This is a genomic window from Crystallibacter degradans (assembly GCF_012952295.1).
GTDB lineage: Bacteria > Actinomycetota > Actinomycetes > Actinomycetales > Micrococcaceae > Crystallibacter > Crystallibacter degradans.
The window spans coordinates 232,213-258,752 of sequence record NZ_JABBCH010000006.1 but is presented as its reverse complement, the minus strand read 5'-3'; the positions used below and the strand labels follow the sequence as shown (position 1 = coordinate 258,752).

Genomic DNA, 26,540 nt, shown 5'->3' with positions numbered 1-26,540 from the left:
TGCCGGACCTTCGCGATGACCTGCTCGGGGGTATGCCTACGTGCCATAACTAGTGAATTTCCTCCTGCGTCCATTCTCGGACACGAAACTCACATAGTCACCGGACTCCTACACGGGGACCCAACCACCAACGCGATAGAGATCGAATTCTATACTCTGAAGCGTTTCGGCGTTTAGGCGGCGTGACTCAAGTAGCGACAGGGACGCCCTCAATGTCGCTGCACAATAGGCTTACGCATTCTCTGAAAGTGGAGCAGGTCGGCGTCTCCATCTACACAAAGTTAAGCGGTGACGATCGACAGCTACCTCCGATCTTTGACATGCACGCGATTGCGGCGGCGTGTTTAGCCCATGATCTTGGGCATCCCCCATTTGGGCATGCAGGTGAACAGGAACTTGACGCGCTGGTCGTATGTGGCCAACATCAACGCAGTCGCCCTCGAACCTATGAGCAACGTAGACAAGATCCGTGCAGTAATTGCAAGCTGGAGGATGGCTTCGAAGGCAACGCGCAATCCCTCCGGATTTCTGCTGTTCTGTCAGTACACAAGGACAAGGACAAGACTGACAAAGAAATAGGGCCAATCGGCTTGGATCTAACGCGAGCATCGCTGGCAGCCACTACTAAGTACCCGTGGTTGAGAGGTGCCCCTGATAAGAAAGCGTCCAAGTGGGGAGCCTACGACTGTGACAAGGAGATCTTAGAGTGGGCGGTAGGCCGTCAGGACGTTCCGGACCTCAACGCGCAGGTCATGGACTGGGCGGATGACATTTCCTATGCAGTTCATGATATCGAAGACTTTTATCGAATAGGTTTAATTCCACTCAACGACTACAAACGCGGAACCGATGTTGCAAAAGGATTTCTTCGCTATGCCAAGAGTGCGAATGCTGTCGGCCCTTTATCCCCTGGAGTCGAAGAAGCACTGTACGGGCTGTTTGAGTTCCTTCCTCGCTCTCGTTTTACCGGCACAACAGAGGATCTAGCCGCCCTTGATCGCCTGAGGGGCACGTTACTGACCTCTTTTATCCGAGCGGCAAAGGTGGAATCGGGCAATGTAGTTCGAGATCCCATCCAGGATGAGCTCAACGGAATTCTTAAACAGCTCATCTGGTTCCACATCATTGATGAACCCACGCTTGCCAATATCCAAGTGGGCCAAAGGCAAGTGCTTAGGGACATTTTTGGACGAGTTGAAACTTTTGCCTTAGAAGCCTATAAAGTAGGTGGCGCGGCCATGGCGGACGAACAGAGTTTGCGTCGGTTGCCAAACGCTCTCCGACGAACGCTGGATCTTGCCCTTGCCCAAGACTCCTCGTACACGCACAAACAGAAGATATATCGGGGCATTCTTGATTTTATTTCAGGGCTAAGCGACTCGGAGGCATACTATCTGCATGCTGTTCTGGCAGGCAGGGAACACGTAGGGCATCTCTAGCAACGCCTGAAATGGTCGGGGACTAGTTCAAAGTCGATCCCTCTGCCGTTGTTCTTAGAAATGCTGATGTAGCTTTGGATCTAGGATTTTGTGGTCGGTGTGAAGTAGGCGACGGTGACGCCGACAATGTTGTTGAGGAAGGTGGGCTTCCCATGCCTAGGTTGGATCGTATTCCTGGCGCAGGCCGTGGCCGCCGCTGACGATGGTTATGGTAACCACGGTGCGCGGTGCCGGCGGCTATGTGACAAATACCAGGACTTGCAGTAATTCTGCCGCAGGTTGATCCCACCTGTCATTCACCACTCTGTTTCTAACGCACGGTATCGGAGGTGTCGCCGTTGTTGTCCTGTCCCAGGTTGCCGTCGCGCAACCGAGGGTGATGGCCCAGCGGCGCTCCGTTCCATTCCCGGGTGACGGAGAGCCGGATTGATCTGTTGGCTGTGTATGTGAAGCTCGAGCAGCCGCTGGCCTCGAGCTGTCCCGCGGTCTCGGATCCTGTTGGTGCTTTTCACGCTGCATTCTGTTGCCGAACGATTCCGCGTTATGGCGCTCTGTGGGAGTCGGCTTCGGCATTCTCCTGAGGCGTGCGGGATCGTGTCTCGCCGGTGACGCAGATCTGGTCGCCGTTATAAGCGTCACGCCACACGAAACCTTGAAGGCACGTATTTATTCCATATGGGCCGCCGGGCGGATTGGGTTTGCGCCGGAGCTGCGTGATTTCCTCGTTATCGACTAGGACCTGTGCCGCGGATTCCGGTGTCACGCAGACCTCGTCGTCGGGAACAACAAGCCGATACTCGTATCCGGGCAGATAATCATCCGCCGGTTCAATTGCCACACCGAGGGACACCAGGGACTCGCGTTCGACATTGGTCCCAGCCGACGGATCCTGGGTGAGGGCCGTGTCTGGGATCCGGTCGCTCTCAACCGTCTGGATCTTTGGCTGGAGGTCTGCTTTCTCCAGTAGCTCAACTGCCTGGCTCAGCGTGCCGTCCGCTACCTGGGGTACCTCGGTACCTTGCATCCCGGAAAGGCTGGCTGCCTGGCGGAAGGTAACGTTTTGGAAACGCCCGGCCTTGCGGAAGCGGTGCAAGAGCGGCCTGATCGTGACTATTATCCGATCGCCTGCGGGGGACGAAGACCTTAAAATTGCGGCTACGGACGCCGGAATCCCGGCGCCGAAGAAGGGGGATTGAAATGCCTCAATATACCGTTCCGCTGTTCACTGCCCGGGGCAGGATCGCCTGGTTCTGCGCCATCGGGCTCGGTCTGGTACTCCTGGTGCTGGGCCTGGTCCTGAACCAGTTGTGGCTGACCGTCGCCGGTATCGCGTTCATGGTGTTCGGCGGGGTGTTCCTGATCCTGTCCTACGTCACGCACGGCCGGACGGATTAGGCCAGGCCGGGCCACTGCGGGCATGGCGGGTGCAGCCGGCGGTCTCCGCCGGCCGTTGTACTTCCTTGCGGTAGTCGCTGCTGTCCTGGTGGTCCTGGTGGAAGTTGGGTTGCCCGTCCTGCTCTTGGACGGGCCGCCTTCACGTGCGTCCAGCGGGGCGGCGTTGGAGCTGGGGGTTCCTGAAGAACTATTGGCGGGCGCCGGCAGCGAAGTCCCGCAGCCACCCGGCGCCGGCATAGGATTCCTGGCCTTCATCGATGGGCTGCTGCTGTTCAGCGTGCTCATGGTGGGGCTGAGCCTGCTGATTCCCCTGCGCCTTTATGGCAGGCTCCAGGGCATCGTCACACTGGTGGTTTCGCTGCTGTGGGTGGTGATGTGTCTGCTGGCCGGACTCGCGGCGCTGGCCACGCTGATGCTGATGATCGGGTTGTTCGTCGCCGCGCCCTTCGGCACGCTGGCCTACTTGGCGATCTGGGGCAGCTTTTCCACGGGGCAGGCGGCAGCTCTGCTGGGGTTGTTGCTCTTCCTGAAAATCTGTTTCGGTGTCTTCCTTGTGCTGTCCCAGCCGAGGTTCCTGCGGGTCAAGGGTCTGATGGCGCTGGTCGTGGTGTCCGTGGTGCTGCAGCTGGTGCTCGGCTTCATCCACGGTTTCCTGCCCGGCCCGGTGGTGGCGATCGGCGATCACCTATGGGCCATCGTGACGGCGGTGGTGGCGCTGGTCTGGGCACTGGTGATGCTCATCTACTCGCTGCCGGCGATCATCAACGCGATCCGGACCTCGGGATCCGTGGCAGATTAGCCGCCGAGGTCCGGCAGCTCTATCCGCTCCAGCTCGTCAATCTCCAGCCGTTCGCAGAAGACCACCCCGCAGGTGTTAACGGGCCACGGGAACGTGAACACAAACGGGCTGACGGTGAGCATCACATTTGAACCGACCGGCACGCGTTCGCCACCCTCCGGCAGCTGGCCACGCACGATGCAGGCGTTGTCATTGATGTTGCCGCAGGTGGATGCCGGATTCAGGACGACTCGCAGGCCGCTGTCTTCGAGCCCGGAGCGGGCTGCCGCTGCCCGTTGGTTAATCACGTTGGGCACTTCGACAGTCTGCTCGACCGCAAAACCAACCGTCACGATGGATTCGGGTTCGACTTCCGTACCGGCCTCCGGGTCCTGGCTCAGCACGGTTTCCGGCGGCTCAGTGCTTTCCACCGGGTTGAATTGCCCGCCCAGTCCCGCTTCCACCAGTGCTGCCTGCGCCTGTTCCAAGGTTCCGCCGGTCAGCAGCGGCACTTCCGTCTTGCGGGGCCAAAGGAAGAAAACAACGACGGCGATCACCACCACGAGTCCGGCGGCTGCGGCGACAATCCACCAGGGGAATTTCTTCGGTTCCGGCTTGGCCGGTTGCGCGGGAACCACCAGCTCCAGCGTCAGCACCTGCCCGCTGTTGGCCTCCGGCGGCTCATCGGCGGAGTAGGCGTTGAGCTTGACGGAGTAGGTGCCGCCGGGCGCTGATTTCGCGTCGAAGGTGACCGTGTACTGCTCCGTGGCACCGGCAGGAATGGTCCGCAGGCTCTCGTCGATGGTGGCCCAGTCCGTTGGGTCGGGCGGTGGGTCCGGCGGCGGCACGCTGGGACGGTGGGACGGCGGGTGCTCCGATTCCGCAGTGCCGCCGGCAGCGGGTTTGGGCGGTGCAACGAACTCGCCGCCGAAGACCCGCAGCACCACGCGCTGGGGTTTCGGCGCGGCGTTGGTGACGGAGGCCGTCACGGCACCGGTCCCGTCCTCCAACTCGATGCGGGATGAACTCAGCGTCATTTCGATCTGGCCCATCTGTGCGTCCTGGTCCGTCATGGTCACTCCTTAGAGCAGTCTCTGCCTTGTCCCAGCTCAACAGCGCAGGGAACTGTGATGAGCTGGCAGGTGAGGGTGAGAGCGCCGCCGGAGCGGCCGAACACGAGATTGATCCCGCAGCCCGCCCCTACGTCCTGCTGGGTGCTGGTGCCTTCCACCGCGAGCATCAGGTTCACCGGCGCGGCCGGCACCAATTCCGCGTGTTTGGTGGCCTGCAGGGAGAAAGGCCCGCCGAATTCACCGACTGCCAGTGTGCAGGATCCGGTGATGGTGATGCGGTCTCCGTCCAGACGGCAGTTTCCACCCGCGGGCTGCAGCTCACTGATGTCCAGGCCGGCACTGAGTTCCAGACCGCCGAAGCGGTCCTGCCAGCCTGCGGCGCCATCCGCGCCCTGGCCGCCGAATCCGGCGCCCAGGGCGAAAACAACGACGGCGACGGCAGCACAGACCGCGGCAATAATGAGCGGCTTGCGGTTCCCGGCGCTCATGGCCCGGGTTCTTCCGGCTCGGTTTTTTCCGGTTCGCGTTCGTCTGGCTCAGGTTCGGCGGCTTCGATCTCGATCCGGCAGGTCGTATGGGCGGGCTTGGTGCCCTCCACAATCCGCCTGATCAGCAGCAGCTGGTCCGCCGCCGCGGCCGGCACGCCGACATTCAGGTGGAACGCGCCGGGAACGTCGTCGATGCTGAAGCCGGGGACGCCGGTGGCCAGGTGGAGGAAACGCCGCAGCCCGCCGGCGGTGCCGCGGCTGGCCGAAAGCTCGGCGGCGTTGGCCACCAGGTCGCGCAGCCGGTCCGGTCGAAGGGTTCCGCCTGCGCTGCCGGCCGTGCCCGGAGCGCTGGTGGCCAGCCAATCAAGATCCACCCACCGCGCGAGGTAGGGCAGCATGCGCTCCGGCGCGCGGTAGGGATCGAAGTACTCGGGCAAGTCCGCCAGCACCCGGTGCGCCGGCGCGTGCATGTCCGCGGCCGCCGCGGCCAGCGCCTGCAGCGGGCGGTTGGTGTGCGCGGCCGTGCGGAAGACCTCGGGCAGGATGTTCAGCAGCTGGTCAGCCATCGGAATGCACCACGTCGATCTGGTGTTCGCCGGAGCAGAAGAGCCAGGTCTCGGGCAGCGTGACAACATCGTCCACCACGCGTCTGGAACGGCTATGCCACTGCTGCGCGGCATCATCGGAACCAAAGGTGCCGCGCGGGCCGGCGGCGAGAACCAGCTGGCCGCCGTCGTCGTCCATGGCACCGGAGACGGACTCCACCGGTTCGAATCTGGCCCGGTCCCGAAGCGGCAGGCCGCAGTTGACTTCGCGGTGGTCCCAGGCGCCGCCGCCGGACAGATCCAGCGCGATGACGCCGCTGCTGTACGTTGCCGCGTAGGCCGTGCTCCCGAGGATGTGCAGGCTGGAACAACTGCCGCCGCTCCAGCCGTCGGTGCGTTCCTCCCAGGAGGCGGCCAGGGCCTCATCGAACCGTGTGCGGTCCAGTTCCACCAATTTGAGCCGGGCACAGCCTGCGCCGGATCCCTCGGGCACAGCGCGGCCCAGCCACAGCCAGGTGGCCGGGCCGTCGTACTGAATGGCCATGCAGCGCACGTCGTCGCCTTTGGTCTTGATGCGGTGGAATGACTCGGGGGCGCCGTCGCGCGGGGAGAGCCAGATGCCGGCGGCGGCTTCCGCGGCGAGCACCACGCCGGTCTGCCCCCGCACATCCATGAAGGCGTCCACCGTATAGAAGCCGCGGTCCGGGTCCGTAGGGTCCACCACGTTCTGGACGGGGCCGGCGCCGGGCTCATCCGGGAGTTCGTAGAGCCCGCGGGCTCCGGCCATGAGCAGGACAGGCCGGCCGGCACGGGAGACCCAGGACAAGTCCGCGATGGCGAAGCCGAGTTCGGCGGCCCGGCGCCAGCTTTCGCCCAGGTCATCGCTGAGGTAGATCCGCGAGCCGCGGTCCGTGGTGGTGGCCACGGCGACTTTGCCGGGGAAGGCAGCGGCTGTCCGGCCGGGGCCCGGCTCGGGGTACGGGACGACGACACGGATGGTCTCGCCGTCGAAATCGGCGCAAGCCTCCCAGCCCCGGCCCCAGTTGAGCGTGCGGAAGAGCGTATCGCCGCCCGCGACGAACCAGCTGCCGGGGCGGCCCGCGGCGCGCACCAGGGAAACGGCGTCCTGGTCCGGGACCTGCTCCACTTCCAGCTGCACGCGGTCCACATACTCGACGCCGGGTTCGGCCTCCTCCATCACGCGGTACAGGTTGGACACGCGCAGCGGATTCCCGAAGCCGGAACCGTACCCGGTGCCGCCCTCGGGAAGCGGGTTGATCGCCGAGTGCAGCCGCTGCAGGATCCGGCGCTGGACGCCGGCGGCGTCCTCATCCGGACGCACGTGCACGCGGGCCCGGACCAGCACCTGCTTGCTGCGCGCAAACCGCACCACCGGCACCGCGCCGATGGTGGCCCGCTCGCGCAGGTGGGCGGCTACTTCCTCGACCACCTGGTCCCGGGCGTAGCTGCGCAGCTGGTCCTCCGTGACGCTGCCGTCCCGGCGGTCCGTCTCCGGAACGTGCGGAACCAGCACCACTTCAACCTCGCCCGGATTGGCGAATTCCCAGATTTCGCGCCGGGTGATCGCGCGTACCCGGCCGACGCCGCCGTGGCGCGCCGCCAGCGATTCGTAGTCGCGGGCGGTGACGGCGCGGTCGCGGGCCTGGAAGTCCTGCGGTGCCCGGCGCAGCGCCTCCGAGAGCGGTTCGGCGTCCCTGCCGCCGGTAGCCGGTTCCGGATTGGTGCAGGTCAGCCCGTCCAACGGGGTACGCAGTACGGTCAGCGAGCCGGCCGGCACGTTGCCCTGGGCGCCACCGCCGGAGCGGAACCAGGCGATGATGCGCGCGCCTGCGGCCGGGGCCGGCGGCGGCTGGGCATCGCCTTCGGGCCACCACGGGAAGACCAACGTTCCGGAGAAGCGGTCCACGCGGACCGCGGACTCGCCGGGACCGGCATCGGCGAAGGCCTGCACATCGCGGCAGGTCCGGTACGCGACGCCGTCAACCAGTACGGCATTGCCGCTGCGGAGCCGGGCTCCTGCGGGTACCTCGACACCGACGGCCAGACCCTCGCCGGCGACGGCGGGCGCGGCGGGTAGTTGCAGGACCTGGCCGGGCCGCCCGGTCCCGGTGCCGACAGGGACGGCCTCGTGCAGCGTGGCGTCGACGGCGGCGACCCGGACGATGGCCTGCCCGGCTTCGAGGACGGCGTCCTCGATGGTGCTGAACACCGGTTGCGGGGCGCCGGGGATGCCCGGCGGGCAGCCGGCCTGGGTCCCCTTGGGGATGGTGAGCGGACCGCCGTCGGGCTCCTGGCGGGTGAACTCGAGCAGCGTCCGGGCCGCGTGCGGCGGCCGCAGCGACGTGCCCAGCAGGTTCAGATAGACCGTGTAGAGCTTCTCCGGTACCCGGTTGAGCCGGTAGAGCAGCATGTCGGTCAGATGCGCGAAGGCCTCCACGAGGACCATGCCCGGGTCATGCACGGTCGGCTCCCAGGACGGGTCCACCTGCCGAATGCGCTCGCGGGCGCTGGCCACCAGCTCCATGAAGGAGCGGTCGTCGAGGTTGGGGACCGGGATGCTCACGAGGGGCCTCCGTTGCCGAGGGGTACCACCACGGTCAGCTGCTCTTCCTGCGAGGTGGCGCGGATGCGGTAGTGCAGCCGGATCTCCAGCAGCGCCGGCTCCTCGGGGGTCCGGCCGGCGTCGAGCGAGACAATGCTGATCCGGTCCTCCCAACGTTCGATGGCCCGGGCCACGTAGTGCACGGCGAGTCCGGCGGTGGTATCGCCGGCCGGTTCGAAGACCAGCTGGAAGAGCCGGCAGCCGTAGTCCGGACGGTTGACGCGCTCGCCGGGGCGGGTGCTCAGCAGGAGCAGCAGCGACTGGCGGACCGAGGCCGCATCCGTCACGCTGGCCAGCCCGCCGCCCGGAGCCAGCCGCAGCCCGGCGGGACCAGCGTCGGCGTCGAAATCTGGATGCACCATGGCCAGCGAGCGGTAGCGGGGCATGCTCATGACGCCGCCACCGTGAAGGATTGGCCGGGGGAGCGGACCGTGTACTTGACCGCTCCCGGCGGTGTGCCGTCGGTGAATCCGGTGACCGAGTCCAGGCAGACGCCGCGTTCGCCGATACAGATGAAGCCGGAATAGCCTGTGTGGACGGTGAGCGTATTGGTGCACGGCTTGATGTTCAGGCCGATGTTCGGGCAGCCAGCGATCGGCCTGCCTTCCGGATCGTGGGCGACCAGGACGGGCGAGCCGCCGATCCGCACCCAGGTCTGGGAGGCCTTGGGCCCGACCAGGCCGTCATGGCCGCACCGGGTGGTGCCAGCCAGTACCAGGATTTTCACGGTGCCTCCTCGAAGTCCACGGTGCGCGCGCGGATCCGCAGCCCCTTGCCCGGAGCCTCGATGACCAGGTCCGTCGCGGCGCTGATCCGCAGTAAGTCAGGTCCCATTTCGACGGCGGAACCGTGGCCGTCGGTAGCGGTGAAGCTGTGGGCGGCGCCGTCGAGCATCAGCTGCTGGCCGTCCGCGGTTCGCACGGTGTACCGGCCGCCGCGGGGCCCGCGAACCGTGGCATCCGGGGGCTGCCGCATCCCGTAAAGGCCGCCGAGAATAACGGCGTTGGCCGGGTCCGAGGCCAGCAGCAGCATCAGCACGTGGTCGCCGGCTGCCGGCAGGATGACCGCTCCCTTGTCCGGCCCGGCCCCGGCGACCAGGACCGGAGACCACCCGGTGACCAGGTCGGGGTAGGCCGGCAGCGAGACCCGGGCGCGGCCGAGCTGCTGCGGGTCTTCGGTGTCCGTGACAATGCCGAGCGTGGCCACATCGGCGGCCCGGTCCGGCGGCGGCCCCGGCGGCCGGGTGGAAACGGCGGTCTCATAGCCGGTCCGGTCGATCATATGGGCAGCGGCGCACACGGCGTAGGTGCCTTCGAACTCCGCGGCGACTCCCCGCAGGCGGATCCGGCGGCCCGGCCGGAGCGCAGGATCTCCCTCCACGACCAGCTCCGCCGTGGCTTCACCGGCCGCACGCACGTCCAGTTCGGCCTGGGCCAGTGCCTCCGCACCGGCGCGGTCGGAGAACAAGCCGTTGCGCCGGTGTAGCGCTCCGCCGCCACCCACGGTGGCGGGCGCGGCATCCGCTTTGACGTGTGCGCGGGCGGTGTCCTCCGTAGCGCGGGCGCGGACGGCGGTGGCCGGGGCAGGATGCCAGCCGGCCACATCGGCGCTGCGGAAGGCCGGCTCCTGGCTGAGTTCCAATTCGGCCGAATGCAGGTTGCCGCCCAGTTCCAGCTCAAGCGGTTCGCCGTCGTCGTCCCCGGCCAGCGGGACCAGCAGGAGTTCCCGCCCGGCGACCACAGGGTACCGTCCTGCCTGGGCGCAGCATTCGGCGAGCACCGCCAGGTCCGACCGCCCGCACTGGTACACCGGTCCGACTTTCTGCGTGCCGCCCTTGACCTGCAGTCCGGTGCCCTGGCAGAGTGTCATGGCCAAGGCGGCCAGGTCCGTGGCTTCCAGCAGCCGGGTGAACTGGCGCTTGCGCAGCCGGTGCAGCGCGTCATAGGCGCGCAACCGCAGCAGCCGGGTGGCATCCGCGGCGTAGCTGCGCTCCACCACGGTCACGTCCCCGGCGAAGAGCGTCTCCGGCCGGCCGGCGACCTCCACTTTCAGGGCGTCGCCGGTTGCCGGTGCCAGCTCCCGCGCTCCGGCAAAGACCGAATCCGCCTGAAAGGTGAGCTGGCATTGTGTGGGACTGCCGAGGACGGACCGGACCTCCACCGAGATGACGGCGCCCGTTTCGGCTGCCGACAGCCGCCTACGTCCCAGCGAGATGATCAATTCCGGCAGCCCCTGGACCTGTTGCACGGGTCAGCCTTCGGAGAGCGGCGGCACGGCCAGCGGCCCGGTGAAATGGAAAGGATCATCGACCCCGTTGTAGTCCAGCAGTTCCTTCCACAGCAGCGGGGTTCCGAAGGCCGCCTGCGAGAGCAGCCCCAGGTCCGTGGGATGGACAGCGGGTACGCCCTCCTCGTTGGTTTCATCCGTCCCGCTGCCCAGGACTTCCACGGAGCCGACGGCGGGTGCCGTGACGTCCACCGGCGGCAGCCGCTGGGCGAGCTCGTAGCTCTCACCGCCGGGCTCGTCCGCGGCGGAACCCACCCGGACAAAGAGCAGCTTCATCCACGACCGCAGCGGCGAGCCGTCCGGTGCGAAGCGGTCGAAGCGTTCGGCTACCTCGGTCACGATGCCCGGGATAAACCACGCCATTCCCCATGCCAGGCAGGCCAGCGGAGGACGACGGCGGCGCGCGGCTTCAGCGGAGTTTTCGGCGAGTTTCCAGATGGACCGGGTCATCTGCCGAACGTCGGATACCGGAACGCCTTCGGGCGCCAGATCGACGTCGAAGAGCAGCTCCAGCTGCAGCTCGGTCCGGCCGCCGCCGGTGAACAGCAGCGGATCATCGGCCAGCGACGTCCCGGTCAGCCGGCCGCCGGAGGACCGGCGGGTTTCTACGCCTGCGGTGCGCGTCATGACCAGGGACTCGGGGTTGAGCAGGCAGCTCAGGTGCTCGCCGGTTTCCTCGATCAGGAAGGACACATGTTCCATCAGCGGGCTCCTTGTTCGGCCGCCAGCCGGGAGGCCCGGGCGAGGGCATCCAGCCATTGTCCTTGCGCCGCCTGGACGGCCGCTGCCGATCCGGCCAACCGGTTCTGCCCTGGCAGGTCCGGCCAGGGCGGCGCCGCCGGGAGCACCGCGGGAACGTTCGGCCCCACCGGCGATGCGGCGCCGGAGGCGGGAAAAGCGTCCTGCTTCTGGCCGGTGTCCGCGTTGGCCTGCTGCGCCGGTGCAAGGAGCGACGACGACTGGTAGGGGACTGCTGACCCGTTGATATCGAATCCGGCAGGACTTCCTGTGCTACCCGGGCGTTGCCCTGCAACAGCCTCGTTGGCGCCGTCCTTGCCTGCCGTCTCGGCGCCGTTGGCGTTGCCGTTGCCAGGGACTGTGGGACGGCTGGTCCCGTCGCCGGACCGGAAAACGGCGGCCCGGTACCGTGGAACGGCTCCCGGCACGGAGCGGTCTTCCGGTCCGCGGCCGACGTTCAAGACCAGGCGGCCGCTGGCAACCGGCGGGTGCAGCCCTGGACTCCTGCCTTCAGGATCCGTGCTCCGGGGATCGGCCGTACTTCGGGGAACGGCGTCATCCGTCCGCTGGGCCGGATCGGCTGGTCCCGGAGGAGGCGCCGGCGTGCCCGGAGACGGTTCCGCCGCATTCCTCGGGGCAACCGGACTGCGGCCCCACGCTTCCGGAACCGGACTGGTGGCCCCCGTGGGCAGATGCAGCGAACTGCCTCTCGCCCCGGTTTCCGCCGGGGAACCGGGAGGTGCTGCGCCCGCTGCCTGCCTCGGCCGGGGTTGTGCGTCCTGCGGCGGGAACGTCACTGCGCTGGGTTTCCCGGCCCTTTTCGGCTCGGCGTATCCGGCGCGCCGCACCGGTGCTCCGTAGTCTTGGCGTTGCTCCGCTCCGGCCGCGGTTGGTGCCGTCCGTGCCTGCGTTCGTTCGGACGCTGGTACCGGTGCCTCCGCCGTCGTTATTCCTGCTTCCTGCTGTCCGGGCTTGTGGGCGAAGAGGCGGGCAAGATGTCGCAGTCCGGTGGCGAGGATCCCGCCCGATGAACGCACGGAATCCTTTTCGTTCCGGGCAGCCCCTTCCGGCTCCGCTCCCGTTCGATAGGCGGCGGTGGATACGCCGGCCTCTTCCAGCCTGGCCAGCCAATGCTCCGGGGCACCGGGTTTAGCCGCGGCAGCAGGCGCCGCCGCCACGTCTTTCGGTTGCGGGGCCGGGTCGAGGGCGTCGGCTATCCGGCGCAGACTCTCGGCCACGGCTTTACGGGGCCTGGTTTCCGTCATCTGCCAGTTCCAGCCGGTCGAACGTGAGGGTCAGGCACTCTATGGCGAGTTCGTCGCCGAGCGCGTCCAGCGGGGTGCCTTGCCATTCGCAGGGCCAGGCGCCGATGAAGTCCCAGCGGCGGACATGGTCCGTGCCGGCCTCATTGAGCAGGGCCAGGGACACATCGCGGCGTTCCACCCGGCCCTTGACCGCGGTGAAGAGCCAGCGTAGCAGTTCGTCCGAATCCGTGACGCCGTACCAGAGCTTCACCGGCGGGTAACTCACCTGCATGGGGATGGCCCGGACCACGCTGTTTTCGCCGCCGGCACGGAACAGCGCGCGGTTGACCACGATGCCCAGCCCCTCGACCCGGGTGAACGCGGCCTGCATGATGCCGTGGTCGATGAGCTTGAAATTGTACGCGCGGTACGGGTCGACGACGTTGCCCGGCTGCGCGCTGGGGGCTTTGTTGGATCCCGGCATGTCAGGCTCCTGTGCTTTCGATTTCGGTCATGTTGGCGGACTGCATGAGCTTGAAGATGACGAACTCTGCGGGCCGCACCACGGAGAGGCCGACAATGGCCACAATCTGGCCTTCGTTGCGCACCTCCGGAGGGTTGGTCTCCTCATCGCATTTCACGAAGAAGGCCTCTTCCGGCGTCCGGCCGAGCAGGCCGCCATCGCGCCAGACATTGGTCAGGAACGAACCGATGTCCCTGCGGAGCGAGCCCCAGAGTGCGTAGTCGTTGGGTTCGAACACGGCCCATTTGGTGCCTTCGGCGATGGACTCCTTGATCATGTTGGTCAGGCGGCGGACGTTGATATACCGGTACTCGCCGGACTGCGGTGCGCGGGTGCGGGCGCCCCAGACCAGGAAGCCCTCCGGGAAGCGACGGATGCAGTTGACGCCGGCCGGATTGAGGACCTCCTGCTCCCCTCGGGTCACTTGGTGGACCAGGTTCACCGCGCCCTGGACCGGCTCGTTGGCAGGTGCTTTATGGACGCCGCGGGAGGAATCCACCCGCGCCCAGATGCCGGCGATATGGCCCGACGGCGGCTGGGCCACCAAGGCGCCTGTGACAGCGTCCTGCACGACGATCCACGGGAAGTACTGTGCCGCGTAGCCGCCGGGGGACTGGGGTGCCCCGATCGGACCGTTGTCCTCGGAGCTGGGAGGCGGGCTCCCGCCGTCGTCGTCTTCACCGGCATCGCTGCCTGAATCCGTGCCGCCACTGTTGTCCGGCTCCGGAACCGTTGCGCCGCCTGCCGCAGTCAGATCGTCGATGTCAGCCACGTCTTCTGGCGTGTCCATCACGGCAAGGCGGTCCTGCCGTAACGGGTGCTCGCAGTGCTCCAGCAGGGCGGCGTAGTCCTGTGGCCGGTGGAACCCTGGGGCGGCGACCATCGACACATTGTCCAGGGCTTCGAGCAGCCGTACGCCGGTGGGCTTGGCCGAGGTCCCGGTGAGATTGTCGCCGTCGCCGATATTGACGACGTAGCAACGCCCGCCGCCGTTGGCGAAAAAGCCATAGACGGCGTTGGCCAGATGGGTCCCGGCGCTGGCGTCGCCGATGTAGAGGTCGGCGAACTGTGTCCAGTTGTCGATCGCGACCGCTTCGTCCAGCCGGGCTTGGGACTTCGGGGCCTTGCCGATGAAGGCCGCGATGCTGGTACTGACCCGGCCGATGGTGCGCGGCCCGCTAGGCACTTCCTTAACGTAGACGCCGGGCGCCAGGTAGCTGGTCATCAGGTTCCTCTTTCATCATCTGGTGGTTCCCAGCGGAGGGTGAGCGGAACGTCCCTGCTGCTGGCACTGATCCGGCGGGCGGCGCCGTCGAACTCCACGGTGAAGTGCTGGGTGTCATCATGCGTGGTCAGCAGCTCGAACCCGCCGTCCAATCCGGTGGTGGCGGTTCTTGCCGATGCGTGGGCGCGGACGCGGGCGCCAGCCAGCGGCTTGCCGTCCCGGCCCCGCAGGGTGCCCTGCAACAGACGGCCGGTTCCCATCCGCAGCTGCAGCGGCTCGCGGACCGGAGGCCCCGCCGGAATGTCGAGCCGGACAGCCACCGGGATCCGGACGAGGAAACTGAACACGGTCGGAACCGCAGGCGGCCCCTGCCTATCCAGCGGGGCCACCCGATAGCGCCCGACCGATTCGAGGGCTGTCAGCAGGGTCTCGGTGTTTTCCAGTCCGCGCTGGCCGGAGCTGCTGACGGCGACGGTGAGTTCGAGGTCCAGGACGGGACCGTCCCGCTGGGAGCGGCTCGTCCGGTCGAGGGCGACGGGTCGGATCCTGATGGGACCCTCTGGTTGTGGCGGGGGATGGTCCGGCCCCGCAGTGTCTTCTTCAAGGGTGGCGGCGTCGGGAGACACGGCCGCCGAAACAAACGCCGCAAACTCCGTCAACGCCGCCCGTGCAAGGCTCATCGTGGCTCTCCCCTCACAGCCAGAGATCGTGCTCGTGTGCTAAAGGCTACTCCTGAAAGACAGGGCCGTCACGGGATAATTTCCCGGCCGTTTCCGCCGCCGGTACGTATGGAAAGGTTTGATCTGCGGCACCGCCCGGGGAATCATGTCAAGATGCCCGCTTCGATTGATTCGAGGAATCATTTGATTTTGCCCGGATAGCAGGCTTGGGCTTTGGCCCTTGTTTTGACGTGGTGAGGGTCAGCAGTTCGGCCGTGAGGGCCTGGACCTGGCGTTGAATGGCCGCCGGATTCAGGGGGCTCGTTTTCCTTGGCCAACCGTGTCTTGACTCTCTTGGCGACAGTGCCGGTATCGGCCAGGACGCGCTGGTACGGCGTGGCCGGTTTGTCGTATTTCTTGGTGGTCTTCGCGCCGTTGCGTTCCTTGGAGACGAGTTTTTGCTGCGGCGCGAAATGGTTGGTCAGCAGCCGCTGCAGCGCCCCAGATCCGGTTCAGCAGCTCCAGCTCGCCTGCGGTGTCGTAGCGGTGGTAGCCGACCGTCTGGCGCACGATATGCCAGTTCTTCTGCTCGACGTGGGCGCCGTCGTTCTTGTTCCCCGACCGGGACCTGGTGAACGTCAGGTTCTCCTGCTCGCACCAGCGGAACAGTCCCCAGTTGATGAATTCAGAGCCGTTATCCGAGTCGATTCCCAGGATCGGGAACGGGAACTTCGCCGTGGCCTCCTTGATCGCGGCGAACACCCATTTCTGGGCCTTGTTCTTCACCGAGACGGTTTCCGTCCAGCCCGTGGCGATGTCCGTGATGTCAAGGGTGAAGCAGAACTCGCCCCGCGAATTCCCGCCTTCGTGGCCGACTAGGTCGATCTCCACGAAACCCGGCCGGGCGTCGTCCCATTCGGCCCAGGTCCGCATCGGAATCGAGTCCTTGAGCAGTGAGCCGGGCTTGGTATGCGACCTGCCGTGGACGGTGAGTTTGGCCCGGTCCCCGGCAAGCCGCCGGTCGATCGTGGCCGGCGCGATGCGCAGCAGCAGCGCGGCTGTCTGGTCGTCGATCCGGAGCTCTTCGAACCGGCGCAGCCGCGGGACCAGGTCCGGCAGCGCCGCGGCCAGCAGCCGCCCGCACGGGGTGCCCTGGACCGCCCAGCACCGCCGCAGGGCTTCGATCACCTGTTCCCCGTACACGGGCGGCCGCGGCGGCCTGGGCTTGACCGGCTTGAGCACCAGTGCCAGGCGCAGTGCCTTCCGGGCGTGGTCGCGGTGCCAGCCGGTCACCGCGCACAGCTCATCCAGGATGGACTTCTTCGAGGCCCGGTCCGCCCTGGCATAGCGGGTGGCGATGGTCTTCGTGACGGCTCTGCGTTGGCTCATCGTAAGCTCCATGGCTCAGAGTGCCGGGCACGCAACCGCGTGCCCGGCAGACACACCGCTACGCGGGCATTATCAAATGATTCTTCGATAGCAGCTACGCGGGCATCTTTGATGAGTCAACGCGCACCGTTGACGAACGGTGCCGGCAGGGTCAGACTGCAAGGTAGAGAACGGCCTAGGGGCGTCATTGGAGGCAAGCGTGTTCTCTCCGCAGGGGCTGCCGGGGCGGCCCAATAGACATTGGTCTGCGCAGGTGCGGGCTGCTTGGCTGGCGCTTGCCCTCCTGGTTTTCGGACTGGCCGGAGCCGGCAGTGCAACGGCCGTCGGCCCGGCGCCGGACGCACCATCGGCCAGCTCAGCGCAGGATCCCACCCCCGAGTCGGCTCCATCCGATCCGGCCGAGCATCCCCAAACGGCGTCCGAGGCACCACGTGCAGACTTCGTGGTGCTGTGCGAGGGCTTCACCTGCACGATGGACGCCTCGGCTTCCGTGGATCCGGACGGCGGCATCATCGAGACCTTCCTGTGGGAGGTGGCGGACGGCAGCCAGGGCGAAGGGATGTTCTGGGGCCATACCTTCACCGCGCCGGGCGTCTATACCGTGCGGCTGACGGTGATCGACGACAGCGGCGCCGCGGGAGTGCTGGAACAATCCGTCAAATTCGACGGACCGACGGAGAGCAATCCACCGCCTCCGTCGGAGACCGCCGGGTCGCCGCCGACCACAGGCGGCGCAGTTCCCGGCCCTACCGGGTCGGAAACCGGAGGTCCCTCGGAGACAGGAACTCCGGAACCGACAGCAACTGAACCCTCCGATTCGGAAGCGCCACCGCCGTCGACCCCTGGAGTGGATCCCACGGTCACCGAACCTCCTGGCTCCGACACCCAGGAAATCCTCGATAAGTGTTTCGAGGGGACGCTGGTGTTCAGGCCGCCGTCACCGATGGTCCAGGGGGAAACCAAGGCCTTCCCGATCCGCGTTGCATTCAAGGACTCGCCCGTCGACCCGGCTGAGGAGCTGCCAGGTGAAGGCCCTATAGAAACTGAATCGCCCAAGCTGTGTGAATTCATGCGGGCAGATCTCACCAGCGACGGCCTGGATATTGAGCTCACCAGCGGCAACACCGGGCTTATCGCGTTGCCGTCTGAGGGCGTGGGGATGTGGAGCTGGAACATCACCGCCCGCGAGGCCGGCACGAAGCAGATGGTCCTGACAATCTGGACCAAGGGACCGGACGGCGCCGATGTGTTGGTCAAGACGTTCGAGAAGTCGATCGAAGTCAAGATCGGCATCGGCTACGTCCTGGGCAACGCGGTCAAGGAATGGGGCGAACCGCTCGGTATCACCATTCCGGTGGTGGTCGGCGCGATCGGCGCTCTCTATCTCTGGTGGCGGCGCCGACGGTATCAGCCCAAGCACGCCGGAAGCGGAAACCCACCGGATCCGCGGGAGCCCCGAGCCCCGCCCCGCTTCCGCCGCCGTCGCGCATAGCCTCAGGGCAGCCGCCAGCCGCCGTAGACGGTCGGCGAGGGGGCGGGAACGCGCTCGCCGCATTCCTGCCGGAAGCGGGAACCGTCCACCAGTTCGACGGCGGTGCTGCGCTGTTCCCGGGCCTGGTCCGGTGCCGGACGGACCACCAGGTGCAGGCGCACCGCCAGCGCTTCCGGCGACCCCGTGTTCCCTCCCGCTGCCGCTGTGCGAGACTCGCGGCACAACGCCAGCCATCCGTCGCCGGGGCGGAGGATGCCGGCCACCTGCGCGGACGGCGGAACCGAAAGCAATTCAACCGGTTGGACCGCCGCAAGGCCGCCGCCGGTCCCAGCGCCGGTCCCAGCGCCGGACAGCCGCGCGCCGGAAAGGACGTCGATCGGGGAGCCGTCGGACAGCTCCGCCAGCACACCGACCAGAACCATGGCGGCTCCGGGCCTGGCCGTCAACCCGATCCAGCACGCCTCGCCGTCCGGCAGTGCGCATACGAAGCCGCCGTCTCCGGCGGGGCAGAGCGGCAGCGCGCCGGCGCTCGGCGGACGGCGGGCCAGCAGGCCGTTGTCGGGGGAAGGGAAGCGCTGGAAGGATGCCGTGATGCCGTCGGCCAGCGGCAGTTCAAACACGGCGGCTGCGCAGTGAGGCCGCGGCCGAAGCCGGAATCTGCAACCGGTTCCCTGCGTCCGGGCCCGCGCCGTTCGCGTCATCGGCCTTGGCATCGAACCAGTGCTGCAGTTGGCGCGCATGCAGACGCTTGGCCCGTTCGTCCGCCGCCCAAGTCAGGTACGGGCCGAAGTTCGTGACGGCGTGGACACGCTGCCAGAGTGCTTCGGGCACCAGCTCCGGGTGGGTGTAACTGGCCTCGACGATCAGCTGCCAGCCGTACCGAAAGATTGGCGGCACGGCCATCGGCGCGGTCCTGCGCAGTGCTGGATCCGAGCAGCGCAACGACAGGGCCGCCACATCCGGGTGCCAGTCACCGACCATGGAGGCGAGGCGGACGACGGCGGCGTCGAACTGGGCATGCTGGGCGGTGGTTCCGCCGTTGGCGCCGTCCATCGCGATCAGCAGCAGGTAGCAGCCGATGATGCCGGCCAAAGGATCTGCGTAGTCCTCCAGCAGTAGTTTCTGCAGCCCGCTGCCGTGCGGCTTGCCGAGCAGGTCCCGCCCCTGGGCGAGGGCCAGCCGCGCCGTTTCCAGGACTTTGTCTTCGCTGGCCGGCGGGGCGCCGGCGTCCGGTCCCCGCATGAACACGGCGGCGTCGACGATCGGCATGATGTCGTCGAGCGGGGTGCCGGGAACGAGCAGGGCAGGGGAGCGCTGCAACGCGATCTGGGTCAACCATCCGTCGCAGACCATGACCGTGGCCTCGCCGGTGCGGCCGCTGCGGAAGGTGTGGCGGAGGAAGTAGGCGCCCGGTTCCAGGGCGCGCTCCCAGATCGCCACGTCCTTGGGCCGGCTGACGTGGCCCGCCCCGAGGTCCACCAGCAGCTGGCCGTCGGCGGAGAACAACCGAAGGCCCTCCAAGGGGTTCCCCGGCGGCTGTACGGGGGCGTCGTCGTCCAGCCAGTACCGCGCCAGTATGGAGAGGCCGCTTGAGGGCTGGCCTGTACCGTGCAACAGGCTGTCCCTTGCCGCGGCATCGAGGAACGGCTCCGCGTGCGCTTTGCTGGCGAGGGCGCTGCCGGGAATCGGCGCCGGCGAGGGAACCTCCGGCGCGGAAAGGAAGGCTGTCTCCATGTCCGCATCCAGCAGGATGACCTGTTCGGACACGCTTGAAATGTCCCGGCCCAGCTCGACCCGGATCTTGTAGACCCCGGGCGCATCGAACTCGTGCAGGGCGCCGGTATCGGAGAAGATGCGCTGCAGGTTGTGGTCCAGCACCGAAATGGTCGCCGCCGGATTCGCGGCCCGGACATCGATGCTGAACAGCTGGGTGGGATGCGGCGGCCTGACCGGCTCGCCGAGATCCGACAGGCGGAGGTGCCGCGCCCCCGCACCGGTGACCTGGAAACCGTGCCGCACACCGGCGTCGGCAATTTCCGCCATATACAACCCGCGCACCAGCTCGCCCTGCCAGGAACTCCCCGTCAGCTTTTGGCGGACGACGGCGGCGTGCGGCCTTCCGGTCCACAGTTTCAGTTCCTGATCGACGGCACCTGGCGGGAAGTCGAGGCGCACCGAGTAGGTAGGCCGGCTGCGCAGTCGGCGGAAAAGGATGCCGGAATCGGCCCGAATGTACGGATGCAGGTCCACGGCCGATGCATTGCGGGCCTGATCCGGCAGGAATTCCGGCATGGTGTCGTGCAGAAAGGACTTCAGGCTCTCTGCCGTGATGCGGCCGTGCTCGTCCGTGGCCCCGCCGCGCAGGCCTTGGAGCAGGGTGTAGCTGAAGACCCCGTGCACCCTTCCATCCGGCATCCGGTGTTCCAGCGCGCTCTTGGTCTGGGCGGCGACCGCCACGAAGGCGGGTCCGGGAACGCCGGTGCCGGTGCCGGCGCGGATTACCACGTTGCTGACAGGGATGGTCTGCTGGTGCGTCATGCAGCAGTCCATCCAGAGCACGTACTCGCGGAAGCGCAGCGCCTTGCGGAAGCTGCGCAGCCAGTCGTAGGCGTACACGTAGGTGGGGATGCTCAGGGAGGCCTCGGCGGTGAAGAGCGCCCCTTCCTCCAGCACCGGGGCGAAGCCGTGGCCTGAGAAGTAGAGGTAGAGGCGCCCGCCCATGCGGTCAGCCGTCTGCTCCACGAGCGACGCCAGCGCCTTGCGGATCCGGGCCTCCTCGGGCTGCGGATCCGCCGGGGTCGGGTCGAAGTCCGCCGAGCGGATCATCCGGATGTTCTCCGGGACGAGGCCGCCGCCGTCGTCCGCCGCGAGCCAATTGCGGATGTCCAGCGCATCAGTGTCCGGCCCCACAAGATCCGCGGTGCTACCGGCCGGGGCGAACTTCGGATACCGCGAAATGCCGACGACGACGGCGTAGTCCTCCACGCTGTCTCCTTACGTCGGCGGCCGCCTCACCAAGGATACGCGGACCGGATGAACTCCTTGTCGGTATCGGACAGATCCGAGTTCAGGCCTGCCGAAAAGCCGTCCAGGGTCCAGGACTGCGGGAGGGGATACATCATGATCGAATCCTTGTCCGTGTCCGTCCCCGTGACATCCTGCGCGTTGTACTTCTTGAAAATGTTGTTCTCGATCGTCTGTTCATCCCAATTGTTCGGCGGTCCGGACAAATCCGCAATGACCGCTGCACGGTTCCACTGGATCGGCTTCTCCGGGTTCTGGTGCTCATGGATCAACCCGACCGCGTGGCCGAACTCGTGCAGCACGACCCGCCGGACGTCGTCGTCCGTTGAATCTGGCGTGAGCCACCCATAGTTCATGGTCGGCTCGTCTGCCGGGATCTGCTGGGCATGGGTCCCGAGGAAGGACCATGAGCCGTTGCCCTGCTGGAACGCGATCCGGATATCCGCTTCCGATCCATCCTCCAGGAACTCCAGGTTCGCCATGTCCGGGCCGGTCCATTCGCGGGCCACATCGATCACGCGCTGCCGCAGCTGGGGGTCGCCTTCCAGGAAGCCCACGGTCAGCCGGGAGACGGTCCATTTAGCTTCGTTGAGCAGCGCCGCCTTGGTATTGCCGGACACGTCCTGAACGGTGCGGATCGTGCAGAAATGGTCCTTGTTGACCCCGTGCTGGTCCATGGCTGTCTCCTTGGGCTGGATTGGGAATGGGCTCGGTGTAGCAGGAAGAGCGTTACTGGCGCGTTACTGCGGCGTTATCGGAGTAGCCGCAGAACGACGGCAAGCTGCGTAACGCAACCACTCGCCGTCGTCCGTCTGGAAGCTGAAGGTCAGGCGCCGCTGCCGTCGGCGTTCCAGTCTGCATAGCCGCTTGCCTCGGTCTGATCGACCTTGCGGTGATAATGCATGCCGGCCTTGCCGCCTAGTACAGCGGCCACAAGCGAGAGCAGCCCGATGCCGATCAGCACCACTATTCCGCCGGTTGTCATCGTCCCCTCATTGAGAGGAACCCCGGGGAAGCTGGCAAGGAGGGCCGGGACATCCAGTTGCGCTCCGGACACCGTGCCGGTCACGGTTCCGAGCGCGGCGATAATCCCCGCTACGACGACGGCCCAAAGCCAGACGGCGACACCCTGCCTGGCTCCGTCGTAACGCGCCATGCGGCCGGCGACGTAACCGCCGGAAAAGTAGGCGAGGAAGGTGATGACGGCCAGAATCACCGCACCGATGATGCTAATGCTCTGCAGGCCTTGTCCCGCTTGTTCGGCAAGGAGGCTCGGGTCGGCGCTGCCGGCGATGCCGAAGAGGGCGCCGATCGCGGCGGCGAGTCCGGCCAGCAGGACGAAAATGCCGGTGGCTGTCATCCAACCGAAGAAAGCGGAGCCGATTTTCACCCCGCCAAGCCTGGTTGGCCGTGCCGGATGGTCCCGGTGGCTTTCGTAGTGGCCTGCCCCAGCGGCTTCTGCTTTCATGGCAATCCCTCCTGCGGGTCAAGGGCCTCTCAGCCCTGCTGCACGTCCCTAAATTCCAGATTAGGCGCGCCCGAATCGGGCTCACAAGGACAGTTATGCAGTCGTGCTTCGCACAGGAATTCTTGATGCGGCCGTGACGCCTCGCAGAACGAAGCGGCGGGTGGCTGCCTAAGGCAACCACCCGCCGTCGTACTTAGTTTGTGGCGAAGTCCAGGGTCACTTCATTCCCGACGCGAGCTCGTCTAGCGGATGCTCGCCAATTCACCTGTGGCCGGGGCAAGGTTGGTGGTGTTTGGGCGAAACATCTGCTTGCCACAGTGTTCTTCCACGAATGATCCCAATGTTCGGTGACCAAAATTTTTGTAATCTCCGTCAGGCCAACGTTTACGGAGTAGAGTGCCTAACCCAGCGCCTTGTACGCGACCATTAACAGTGAGTGTGGGATCCTTTTTCAGGAATGCGTCGATCGACTGTTTGTATTCGGTAATGGTCGGAATGCGACTGGTCTCGGCCGTTACGCTACTTTCCGCTACCGCTCCGTCATCCAGCTGAATCGTGTGAAAGTGATCGGCCGCTGAGCGTAAGAGCTTACTGACCCTGCCAGAAGCAAAATGGGATGTGGTGACAACCATCGTGTATTTGCCCAAGACGTGAAGCCGCCTTATCAGAGGGATATACCCGCCATCACCGCTGACGATGACAAAAACGTCGACCCACGGGGAATCGGTTGCGACCTCAAGGGCATCAACCACGAGTTCAATGTCTGCAGCGTTTTTGACATCTTGATTGAACGAAAAGACCTGAACGGGCTCGACGCCGTTTTCCAGCATTTCCCGTCGATAGGCCGCCATGTCAGCTCTGCCCCAGTTGGCGTACGCCCTCGTTAAAGCAACGAGTGATCCTACGCCGTGGCTTTGAACCACATTTTGTACTTCTCTAACTATGCTGCCGATGGGAACCGATTTGACGTCCTTTTGATACCCACCCATGAGGTTTTCCATGTCTAGGAAAACCGCAACGTTGCGCTTGGGCGGTGCCCCCGAGTGATCCATATTTATTCTGCCCCCACATCGAAATAAATGTTCTTTGGATCGTACATGGGGCAGGCAGAAGCTGGCTAAGTCTAAGGATGGCGACACGTTGTGTGGGCATGAACTGCGGCGTTCCTGAATAAGCGCAGTGAGTTTCGCTGTTCCGGCGTCGGCCGGCGAGCGGCAGGAGTTGTGTGGAGCCTGTTGTTCCCCAATGCGCCAGGCTCCACACGGATTTCCCCCAGCCTTCATCAACAAAGCCGCGGCCTCCCCAACGAAGCCGTGGTTTTGTTGATGCGTCACGTTCAGGATAACGATTCAGCACTGCGGATTACTAGGGACTTTGGTCCTAACCGTGACACACAGTCATGTGGGAGCCGAAGTATGGCGGAAGGCCTATTGTCTGCCCGGCGCTACAGGGCCACCATTGGTTCATTCCAACAGTCGAAGGAGGCACTCATGGAAACGTCGGCCTACGCGATCGTGCATTTCTTTCCCGGCGGCACCAAGGACCAGTACGAGGCATCGGTGGCCGCGGCCCATCCGGGCGAAGGCCAGCGGCCGACGGGGCAGATCTTCCACGCCGCCGGACCATCCGACGGCGGCTGGAGGGTCATCGCCGTCCACGGATCGAAGGAAAGCTGGGAGTCTTTCCGTGACAGCACACTCATGCCCTTGCTGCAGAAGGGTGTGGAGGGCGGGTTTACAACCATGCCGGAAGCCACGGAGATCCCGCTGCACAACCTGCTGATGTAGTCGGGCCACAGACAGAGGCGATGCCCGGCAGTAAGCCGGGCACCGCCGTCGCTATGGCGTGGAGGCCAACTCGGGTTAGCGGCCGGTCCAGGCTCGGTCGTTGATGAACTCACCGGGCCGGAAGTCGACGAAGGCGGCGCCGTCGAGACCCATTGCCTCGGCGTTTTCCTGCAAGACGGAGGTCTTGGCCACGTTGGCCCAGTTGCCGGTCTCCAGGCGCTGGTCCATGGCTTCGACCGAGGCGACGTTCTCGGCCACGGTGAAGTTGCAGTGTCCCTCGCGGTCCACGAAGGCCTGGCGGAACAAGGAGCGCTCGCCGGCCTGACGGACGGTTTCGGCGTACTCCTCCTGGTACTCCACCGGTGCCAGCAGGTCCACGAGGGTGTGCGTTGCCAGCAGCGGCACCTGCAGTTCGCCCGTCGGGGTGGAGGTACGCAGCATCCACTCAAGGCCGTCTTCATCGGGCTTGATGGCAGCGTTGGCCGTGATGCTGGCGAGGTCGGCAGACAGATCGACACCGGACAGTTTGTACATGTGTTCCACCTGCTTACGCTGGTCGGAGGAGCGCAGAAGCTTGGCGTAGTCGACGCCCGAGGTCCAGCCGCTGTCCCCGCCTGCCGCGTTCACGATGGTGTGCCGGCGCTCGATGACGGTCGGCAGGGTGTCCAGCACCAGCTTTGCCTGGGTGGCTGCCAGCGCTTCCGGATCCGTCACGTCGACGTCGTCGAGCTCGGTGGGAGTGTTCAGCAGGGCCGCCACGAGTGCGATCCGCGCCCTGCCCTCGGCTGATTCCGTGGCTTCTTGCAGCGCCGCCCGCAGGCTGGCGATGGTCGCGTCGGACTGCTCCGGCGCGGTGAAGCCGGTCAGCCGGATGTCCCGTCCGGGGAGGAGGAGCGCTGCCGCCGCGTGCGCCGCATCGAGCTGGTAGTTGTTCAGAGCCACTCCGCCGCCGACCAAGCCGCAGGTGCTCACGGCGCCGTCGATGCCGGCTCCCGGAATCTCGGCCATCATGCTGGTCACGAGGCCGCCCATGGACCGGCCAACGGCAATGACGCGGTCCGCTTCGCCGAACTGCTTCTCGAACCCGGCCATAGTGTCGAGCTGGTCCTGCGCGGCCGTCTCCAGCGCCCAGCCGGTTTCGGCGTACGACGACGATGCGACGGCGTACCCACGCTTGATTAGTTCTGTCGCGGTGGGGGCGAAACCTTTGTCCCAGGCTGGGTTGTCGATGCCGCCGCGGAAGCCATGGGCGAAGAGCACCAGCTTGCCGTTCCAGTCCCCGGGCACTTCGGCGCGCCAGGTGGCTTCGTTGTCGAGCGTCCCGGTGGCGACGGTGGACGGTACTTGCTGCGCATCGGTGTCGGTTGCGGTGCCGGCGTCGGATGCCGGCGGAGCAGCAACGGCGGCAGGGGAGAAGGACGCGGCGGCGAGCAGGACTGAAAGTGCGGAAGTTGAAACAATCGTGCGGCAGCGTTGACGCATGGTGCGGGGCATAGGTGACCTCACTGTTTGATCGTTTAATCGGACAACTAATGCTTATCCGAATGGTTGAAGAAGTCAATGGTTGATTGCGCCCGGTGTTCCAAGGTTTTTACAAGTTCTCTGTGTTTGATGGTTCTCCAGTGTTGAGTCTCCATCGTCAAGACCTGGCGTTGCGGCACTGATAGTCATCAACATTCCGCATTGGAGATAATCATGAAAACCAAAACCAGCCGTAGCGTTCTTTCAGTAGCAGCTGCGGCCGCAATGTTATTTACCGCTGCCCAGCCAATCTCGGCCGCCGACAAGCCTGACATTCTGCTGAAGGACGGACTGGGTTGTCCGGGCTTCAATCTTGGCATTACTGCGACAGGTGGAAACCTGCGGTCCAAAGACTTCGTCGATGAGAACGGCAATGTTGTCCGCAACATCACTTCGGGTAAGGGAGTTGTTCTGACATACACGAATCTTGGAAACAAACGGCAGGGCGAAGGATTAGCATCCGTCACAATAAGGACCGACGGCTCTGTCACCCAGACCGAAACCAATCCGGACGGCACCCTTACGGTAACGAGTACCGGACACAACGGGCTCATCTTGTTCCCCTCGGATGTCCCCGAGGGACCGACCACAACGCACTACATCGGCCAGATCGTGTACACGGTCGACCCGGAAACCGGTGTGTTTACGCTGGTGAGTACCTCAGGGCAGGAGCGGGACATCTGCGCCGAGCTTGCAATCTAAGCTCGATCTATTTTGCGGGCGGTCGGCGGCAAGCCGGCCGCCCGCCGTCGTGCTTTGGCTTTTGGTTCCCGCGTCGCTCCGAAACTGGGGTTTAACTGGGGTATGAAAGCTTTAAGTGAAACGTTACGCTTCTCCCGGGGG

General features: G+C 65.7%; 26 protein-coding genes. 6 read left to right on the top strand and 20 right to left on the bottom strand.

Annotated elements, in window-relative coordinates; all coding sequences use genetic code 11:
• Positions 1-56 precede the first annotated feature (56 nt).
• Positions 57-1,439: a dGTP triphosphohydrolase gene (locus tag HGO92_RS12585; RefSeq protein ID WP_169995304.1), complete on the top strand. Its 1,383-nt coding sequence runs from the start codon at positions 57-59 to the stop codon at positions 1,437-1,439.
• A gap of 541 nt (positions 1,440-1,980) precedes the next feature.
• Here the strand turns inward: HGO92_RS12585 and HGO92_RS12580 are convergent.
• Entirely contained in the window at positions 1,981-2,463 is a 483-nt protein-coding gene (locus HGO92_RS12580) for a PASTA domain-containing protein (RefSeq protein ID WP_169995253.1), read from the bottom strand.
• Positions 2,464-2,636: 173 nt separating this feature from the next.
• On the opposite strand from HGO92_RS12580, the gene HGO92_RS12575 reads away from it, so the two are divergent.
• Together HGO92_RS12575 and HGO92_RS12570 are read left to right on the top strand one after the other, a co-directional pair.
• Positions 2,637-2,834 carry a hypothetical protein gene (locus tag HGO92_RS12575; RefSeq protein WP_169994902.1) on the top strand — a complete coding sequence of 66 codons (198 nt, stop codon included), beginning with the start codon at positions 2,637-2,639 and terminating at the stop codon, positions 2,832-2,834.
• 22 nt (positions 2,835-2,856) lie between these two features.
• Positions 2,857-3,633, top strand: coding sequence for a hypothetical protein (locus tag HGO92_RS12570; RefSeq protein ID WP_169995251.1), 777 nt, complete (start codon positions 2,857-2,859; stop codon positions 3,631-3,633).
• Here HGO92_RS12570 and HGO92_RS12565 read toward each other — a convergent pair.
• The 13 genes from HGO92_RS12565 to HGO92_RS12505 form a co-directional block, all read right to left on the bottom strand.
• On the bottom strand, positions 3,630-4,685 hold the full coding sequence (locus HGO92_RS12565) for a PASTA domain-containing protein (RefSeq protein WP_169995249.1): 1,056 nt from the start codon (positions 4,683-4,685) through the stop codon (positions 3,630-3,632). The genes HGO92_RS12570 and HGO92_RS12565 overlap by 4 nt on opposite strands.
• 2 nt (positions 4,686-4,687) lie before the next feature.
• Entirely contained in the window at positions 4,688-5,173 is a 486-nt protein-coding gene (locus tag HGO92_RS12560) for a hypothetical protein (protein WP_169995247.1), read from the bottom strand.
• Entirely contained in the window at positions 5,170-5,739 is a 570-nt protein-coding gene (locus HGO92_RS12555; protein WP_169995245.1) for a phage tail protein, read from the bottom strand. Before HGO92_RS12555 ends, HGO92_RS12560 begins: the two co-directional genes overlap by 4 nt.
• Entirely contained in the window at positions 5,732-8,302 is a 2,571-nt protein-coding gene (locus tag HGO92_RS12550) for a putative baseplate assembly protein (RefSeq protein WP_169995243.1), read from the bottom strand. The genes HGO92_RS12555 and HGO92_RS12550 overlap by 8 nt, the downstream gene beginning before the upstream one ends.
• Positions 8,299-8,733, bottom strand: a complete 435-nt coding sequence (locus tag HGO92_RS12545; protein ID WP_169995241.1) for a GPW/gp25 family protein — start codon at positions 8,731-8,733, stop codon at positions 8,299-8,301. The genes HGO92_RS12550 and HGO92_RS12545 overlap by 4 nt, the downstream gene beginning before the upstream one ends.
• Positions 8,730-9,068, bottom strand: a complete 339-nt coding sequence (locus HGO92_RS12540; protein ID WP_169995239.1) for a hypothetical protein — start codon at positions 9,066-9,068, stop codon at positions 8,730-8,732. Before HGO92_RS12540 ends, HGO92_RS12545 begins: the two co-directional genes overlap by 4 nt.
• Positions 9,065-10,588 carry a phage baseplate assembly protein V gene (locus tag HGO92_RS24520; protein ID WP_169995237.1) on the bottom strand — a complete coding sequence of 508 codons (1,524 nt, stop codon included), beginning with the start codon at positions 10,586-10,588 and terminating at the stop codon, positions 9,065-9,067. Before HGO92_RS24520 ends, HGO92_RS12540 begins: the two co-directional genes overlap by 4 nt.
• A 3-nt stretch (positions 10,589-10,591) precedes the next feature.
• Positions 10,592-11,329, bottom strand: coding sequence for a CIS tube protein (locus HGO92_RS12530; protein ID WP_169995235.1), 738 nt, complete (start codon positions 11,327-11,329; stop codon positions 10,592-10,594).
• A complete protein-coding gene (locus tag HGO92_RS12525; RefSeq protein ID WP_169995233.1) occupies positions 11,329-12,630 on the bottom strand; it encodes a hypothetical protein in 1,302 nt (433 codons plus the stop codon). The genes HGO92_RS12530 and HGO92_RS12525 overlap by 1 nt, the downstream gene beginning before the upstream one ends.
• The gene (locus tag HGO92_RS12520; protein WP_169995232.1) at positions 12,608-13,093 is read right to left on the bottom strand and encodes a phage tail protein; all 486 of its coding nucleotides are present in this window, start codon (positions 13,091-13,093) and stop codon (positions 12,608-12,610) included. The genes HGO92_RS12525 and HGO92_RS12520 overlap by 23 nt, the downstream gene beginning before the upstream one ends.
• Before the next feature lies 1 nt (position 13,094).
• The gene (locus tag HGO92_RS12515; RefSeq protein ID WP_169995230.1) at positions 13,095-14,357 is read right to left on the bottom strand and encodes a phage tail sheath family protein; all 1,263 of its coding nucleotides are present in this window, start codon (positions 14,355-14,357) and stop codon (positions 13,095-13,097) included.
• Positions 14,357-15,037: a hypothetical protein gene (locus tag HGO92_RS12510; protein ID WP_169995228.1), complete on the bottom strand. Its 681-nt coding sequence runs from the start codon at positions 15,035-15,037 to the stop codon at positions 14,357-14,359. The genes HGO92_RS12515 and HGO92_RS12510 overlap by 1 nt, the downstream gene beginning before the upstream one ends.
• A gap of 291 nt (positions 15,038-15,328) precedes the next feature.
• Positions 15,329-16,405, bottom strand: coding sequence for a DDE-type integrase/transposase/recombinase (locus HGO92_RS12505; RefSeq protein ID WP_240974590.1), 1,077 nt, complete (start codon positions 16,403-16,405; stop codon positions 15,329-15,331).
• Positions 16,406-16,604: 199 nt separating this feature from the next.
• Here HGO92_RS12505 and HGO92_RS12500 point away from each other — a divergent pair, with 199 nt between their 5' ends.
• Entirely contained in the window at positions 16,605-17,897 is a 1,293-nt protein-coding gene (locus tag HGO92_RS12500) for a PKD domain-containing protein (protein WP_169995226.1), read from the top strand.
• 2 nt (positions 17,898-17,899) lie between these two features.
• On the opposite strand, the gene HGO92_RS12495 is transcribed toward HGO92_RS12500, so the two are convergent.
• The 5 genes from HGO92_RS12495 to HGO92_RS12475 all read right to left on the bottom strand — a co-directional run bounded on the left by HGO92_RS12495 (position 17,900) and on the right by HGO92_RS12475 (position 23,441).
• Positions 17,900-18,517, bottom strand: a complete 618-nt coding sequence (locus HGO92_RS12495) for a hypothetical protein (RefSeq protein WP_169995224.1) — start codon at positions 18,515-18,517, stop codon at positions 17,900-17,902.
• Entirely contained in the window at positions 18,510-20,882 is a 2,373-nt protein-coding gene (locus HGO92_RS12490) for a caspase family protein (protein WP_169995223.1), read from the bottom strand. The genes HGO92_RS12495 and HGO92_RS12490 overlap by 8 nt, the downstream gene beginning before the upstream one ends.
• A 26-nt stretch (positions 20,883-20,908) precedes the next feature.
• A complete protein-coding gene (locus HGO92_RS12485; protein ID WP_169995221.1) occupies positions 20,909-21,598 on the bottom strand; it encodes a M12 family metallopeptidase in 690 nt (229 codons plus the stop codon).
• 149 nt (positions 21,599-21,747) lie between these two features.
• Positions 21,748-22,389: a hypothetical protein gene (locus HGO92_RS12480; protein ID WP_169995219.1), complete on the bottom strand. Its 642-nt coding sequence runs from the start codon at positions 22,387-22,389 to the stop codon at positions 21,748-21,750.
• A 242-nt stretch (positions 22,390-22,631) separates the two neighbouring features.
• Entirely contained in the window at positions 22,632-23,441 is an 810-nt protein-coding gene (locus HGO92_RS12475) for an NYN domain-containing protein (RefSeq protein ID WP_264668211.1), read from the bottom strand.
• 438 nt (positions 23,442-23,879) lie between these two features.
• On the opposite strand from HGO92_RS12475, the gene HGO92_RS12470 reads away from it, so the two are divergent.
• Positions 23,880-24,176 (top strand): hypothetical protein, encoded by a 297-nt coding sequence (locus HGO92_RS12470; RefSeq protein WP_169995216.1) that lies wholly within the window; start codon positions 23,880-23,882, stop codon positions 24,174-24,176.
• Positions 24,177-24,251: 75 nt separating this feature from the next.
• Here HGO92_RS12470 and HGO92_RS12465 read toward each other — a convergent pair whose 3' ends face one another.
• Positions 24,252-25,658: an alpha/beta hydrolase family protein gene (locus HGO92_RS12465; protein WP_240974589.1), complete on the bottom strand. Its 1,407-nt coding sequence runs from the start codon at positions 25,656-25,658 to the stop codon at positions 24,252-24,254.
• 213 nt (positions 25,659-25,871) lie between these two features.
• Here HGO92_RS12465 and HGO92_RS12460 point away from each other — a divergent pair, with 213 nt between their 5' ends.
• Positions 25,872-26,399, top strand: a complete 528-nt coding sequence (locus HGO92_RS12460) for a hypothetical protein (protein ID WP_169995215.1) — start codon at positions 25,872-25,874, stop codon at positions 26,397-26,399.
• Positions 26,400-26,540: the final 141 nt, after the last annotated feature.

Excerpts from the sequence above, each read along its gene's own strand:
- HGO92_RS12480 (WP_169995219.1), bottom strand. The coding sequence starts at position 22,389 with ATGAAAGCAGAAGCCGCTGGGGCAGGCCACTACGAAAGCCACCGGGAC.
- HGO92_RS12510 (WP_169995228.1), bottom strand. The coding sequence starts at position 15,037 with ATGAGCCTTGCACGGGCGGCGTTGACGGAGTTTGCGGCGTTTGTTTCG.
- HGO92_RS12485 (WP_169995221.1), bottom strand. The coding sequence starts at position 21,598 with ATGGACCAGCACGGGGTCAACAAGGACCATTTCTGCACGATCCGCACC.
- HGO92_RS12570 (WP_169995251.1), top strand. The coding sequence starts at position 2,857 with ATGGCGGGTGCAGCCGGCGGTCTCCGCCGGCCGTTGTACTTCCTTGCG.
- HGO92_RS12545 (WP_169995241.1), bottom strand. The coding sequence starts at position 8,733 with ATGAGCATGCCCCGCTACCGCTCGCTGGCCATGGTGCATCCAGATTTC.
- HGO92_RS12565 (WP_169995249.1), bottom strand. The coding sequence starts at position 4,685 with ATGACGGACCAGGACGCACAGATGGGCCAGATCGAAATGACGCTGAGT.
- HGO92_RS12555 (WP_169995245.1), bottom strand. The coding sequence starts at position 5,739 with ATGGCTGACCAGCTGCTGAACATCCTGCCCGAGGTCTTCCGCACGGCC.
- HGO92_RS12525 (WP_169995233.1), bottom strand. The coding sequence starts at position 12,630 with ATGACGGAAACCAGGCCCCGTAAAGCCGTGGCCGAGAGTCTGCGCCGG.
- HGO92_RS12575 (WP_169994902.1), top strand. The coding sequence starts at position 2,637 with ATGCCTCAATATACCGTTCCGCTGTTCACTGCCCGGGGCAGGATCGCC.
- HGO92_RS12580 (WP_169995253.1), bottom strand. The coding sequence starts at position 2,463 with ATGCAAGGTACCGAGGTACCCCAGGTAGCGGACGGCACGCTGAGCCAG.
- HGO92_RS12505 (WP_240974590.1), bottom strand. The coding sequence starts at position 16,405 with ATGAGCCAACGCAGAGCCGTCACGAAGACCATCGCCACCCGCTATGCC.
- HGO92_RS12520 (WP_169995232.1), bottom strand. The coding sequence starts at position 13,093 with ATGCCGGGATCCAACAAAGCCCCCAGCGCGCAGCCGGGCAACGTCGTC.
- HGO92_RS12460 (WP_169995215.1), top strand. The coding sequence starts at position 25,872 with ATGAAAACCAAAACCAGCCGTAGCGTTCTTTCAGTAGCAGCTGCGGCC.
- HGO92_RS12530 (WP_169995235.1), bottom strand. The coding sequence starts at position 11,329 with ATGGAACATGTGTCCTTCCTGATCGAGGAAACCGGCGAGCACCTGAGC.
- HGO92_RS12465 (WP_240974589.1), bottom strand. The coding sequence starts at position 25,658 with ATGCGTCAACGCTGCCGCACGATTGTTTCAACTTCCGCACTTTCAGTC.
- HGO92_RS12560 (WP_169995247.1), bottom strand. The coding sequence starts at position 5,173 with ATGAGCGCCGGGAACCGCAAGCCGCTCATTATTGCCGCGGTCTGTGCT.
- HGO92_RS12475 (WP_264668211.1), bottom strand. The coding sequence starts at position 23,441 with ATGGATCACTCGGGGGCACCGCCCAAGCGCAACGTTGCGGTTTTCCTA.
- HGO92_RS12515 (WP_169995230.1), bottom strand. The coding sequence starts at position 14,357 with ATGACCAGCTACCTGGCGCCCGGCGTCTACGTTAAGGAAGTGCCTAGC.
- HGO92_RS12470 (WP_169995216.1), top strand. The coding sequence starts at position 23,880 with ATGGAAACGTCGGCCTACGCGATCGTGCATTTCTTTCCCGGCGGCACC.